General features: G+C 29.7%; 3 protein-coding genes and 1 pseudogene. 2 read left to right on the top strand and 2 right to left on the bottom strand.

Annotation, left to right across the window (positions count from 1 at the left end; all coding sequences use genetic code 11):
- Positions 1 to 87 precede the first annotated feature (87 nt).
- Together ABJD66_RS11060 and ABJD66_RS11065 are read left to right on the top strand one after the other, a co-directional pair.
- The gene (locus ABJD66_RS11060; protein WP_100896107.1) at positions 88 to 690 is read left to right on the top strand and encodes a zinc-ribbon domain-containing protein; all 603 of its coding nucleotides are present in this window, start codon (positions 88 to 90) and stop codon (positions 688 to 690) included.
- A gap of 83 nt (positions 691 to 773) precedes the next feature.
- A complete protein-coding gene (locus tag ABJD66_RS11065; protein WP_100896106.1) occupies positions 774 to 1,394 on the top strand; it encodes an L-threonylcarbamoyladenylate synthase in 621 nt (206 codons plus the stop codon).
- Positions 1,395 to 1,474: 80 nt separating this feature from the next.
- On the opposite strand, the gene ABJD66_RS11070 is transcribed toward ABJD66_RS11065, so the two are convergent.
- Positions 1,475 to 2,326, bottom strand: a complete 852-nt coding sequence (locus ABJD66_RS11070) for an OmpA family protein (protein ID WP_100896105.1) — start codon at positions 2,324 to 2,326, stop codon at positions 1,475 to 1,477.
- A gap of 73 nt (positions 2,327 to 2,399) precedes the next feature.
- Positions 2,400 to 2,893, bottom strand: a pseudogene (locus ABJD66_RS11075) (glycosyltransferase family 2 protein); the annotation flags it as partial.

Genomic DNA, 2,893 nt, shown 5'->3' on the forward strand with positions numbered 1-2,893 from the left:
GTACTGTAAACAGGGGTGTAATTTTCTTACTAAATGGTTTTATTTGTAGTATATTTAATTAAATAACAACTATAAAAACCATCAAATATGATTTTTTACGGATCTAATTCATCACATTTAAAATCCCAATTAACAAGGCAAATACCTTGTAGTAATTGCAAAGAAAGCGCTAAGTTTAGTGTAGAGGTCTACGGTAAGTATGCCCATTTATATTGGATTCCTATATTTCCAATAGGTAAAACAGGTGCAGCAGTATGTACTAATTGTAATAGTGTTTTTGAGCCAAGACAAATGGATCATAACTTAAAGTTAGAATACAAAAATGTTAAGGGCGAAACCAAAACACCTATAAAACATTTTTCTGCATTATTTATAATAGGAATTTTAATAGCAGGTTTAAGTTTTTCATCTTTTTTAGATGGAAAAAATACAGAGGACTATATTAATCAGCCACAAGTTAATGATGTATATAGATTTAAAACAGAAGCTAGTTATTTCTCAACTATGAAAATAGCAGCAATTTCTGATAGTATTTATTTTAAAGTGAATGAATACGAAACAAATAAACAGTCAGGAATTAACGAGATAGACATCGCTAAAAATTACAGTAAAGAACAATACGGTTACACAGTAGAAGAATTAAAAGGCTTATATAAAGATAAGATTATTTACGAAGTAGATAGAGACTAGTTTTTATGTAAGTTTTTACAGTAATACAAGACTAAGATTTGCAAGGAAAATTACTGTAATCAGTTTTAAAAAAACAATAAATTATGGCTCAGTTTATTAAAATATATCCAGACAACCCCAATCCCACAGCAATTAAAAAGGTTGTAGATGTTTTAAAAAAAGGCGGATTGGTTATATACCCAACCGATACAGTGTATGGTTTAGGTTGTGATATAACAAACACTAAAGCTTTAGAAAAAATAGCGCGTATAAAAGGTGTAAAATTGGCTAAAGCTAATTTTTCTTTTATTTGTGCAGACTTAAGTAATTTGTCTGAATATGTAAAACAAATAGATACAGCAACTTTTAAAATACTAAAGAGGGCTTTGCCTGGTCCTTATACATTTATACTTCCTGGTAATAATAACTTACCAAAAGATTTTAAAAAGAAGAAAACTGTTGGTATACGTGTACCAGATAATTCTATAGCAAATGCGTTGGTGCAAGAACTGGGTAACCCTATTGTGTCTACATCTATTAGAGATGAAGATGAGTTGTTAGAGTATACTACAGACCCTGAGTTAATTTATGAAAAGTGGGATAATTTAGTTGACATTGTTATAGATGGTGGCTACGGAGATAATACAGCGTCTACTGTAGTAGATTTATCAGAAGGTGAGCCAGAAATTATAAGAGAGGGGAAAGGAAATATAGATATATTTTAATAATAAATAAAATATAAGTTTTACCTAATAAAAAAAGCCTCGCAAAATGCGAGGCTTTTTTATTGTAATAAAGTATATTACTAGTTGTTTATTGCAGGATCTTTCATTCCTTCTTCGATCATACTATAGAATTGATCAATTTTAGGAAGAACTACAATTCTTGTTCTTCTGTTTTTAGCTTTATCTGTAGAAGATACAGGTATGTATTGAGATCTACCTGCAGCTGTCATACGCTTAGGATCTACACCGTACTCTTTTTGTAATATACGAACTACAGCAGTTGCACGCTTAACACTTAAATCCCAGTTATCTAATAAAACGCCTTTTCTGTAAGGTACAGCATCAGTATGACCTTCTACCATAAATTCAAAATCTGGCTTATTGTTTACTACTTGTGCAACTTTACCTAATACTTCTTTAGCTCTTGTTGCTACGTTGTAACTACCGCTGCTAAATAATAATTTATCAGATATAGAAACAAAAACAACACCTTTTTCTACGCTAATTTCAATATCCTCATCATCTAAGTTACCAAGAACACCTTTTAAACTCTGTACTAAAGATAAGTTAACAGAATCTCTACGTGTAATAGCATCGTTTAATTTGCGTATTGTTAAATCTTTTTCTTTTAAGCTTTCTAAAGATTTTTCTAAGTTTTCAGCACCTTTAGCAGATAAATCTGTTAAGTTACCCATATTGTCAACTAGCACTTGGTTGTTTGCCTTAAGAAAATCGTTCTGATCTTCTAAAGTTCTTAACCTTGCATCTGCAGTTGCCTTATCTGATATACAGCTGTTTAATTTAACAGTTGCTGAGTTTAATAAATCTTCAGTTTCTTTATTTTTTGCTTCTAACTCCGCATATTTCTTTTGCGACACGCAAGAAGATAATAATATTGTAGCTCCTAAAGCTCCTAAAAAAATCTTTTTCATATTCATATTACTATTAATTGTTATTTGTTTCAAAATTATATAAAATGTTCTATCTATTGGTACTTTAATTTAGTTAATCTTTTACTAAATTGTTAAATTCTTTATTACCATTTACGAAATAAGCCCACACAATGGATTTAATTTGATAATATTTTTTTATTTTATTCTTTACTTGCTTCTTTTTAAGCGTTTTAGGTAAGTTCCAATAAAAACTAAAATGTGCTTTAATGATTGCTAAGCAATGAGAAAATCGCATTTGTGACATAAAACGCAAACCTGTTATACCATCCAACAACAACCTTGCCATAACTATAAAAAATGCCTTGTAAAAAGGTATATTTTTTACAATACTAAATAGAGAATTTCTAAAGTTTAAAAATGTTTTTTTGGGATTCATTTCATTAAGTGTAGAACCTCCTAAATGATAAACAGTTGAAGCTCCTACATACATAATTTTCAGTTCCATATTTTGTGCTCGCCAGCATAGATCTATTTCTTCTTGGTGAGCAAAATAATCTTCATCAAAACCACCTAACAAAGTAAAAGTAGATTTACGTATAAATAAAC

The sequence above is a fragment of the Cellulophaga sp. genome (genome assembly GCF_039943695.1).
In the GTDB taxonomy this organism is placed as follows: Bacteria; Bacteroidota; Bacteroidia; order Flavobacteriales; family Flavobacteriaceae; genus Cellulophaga.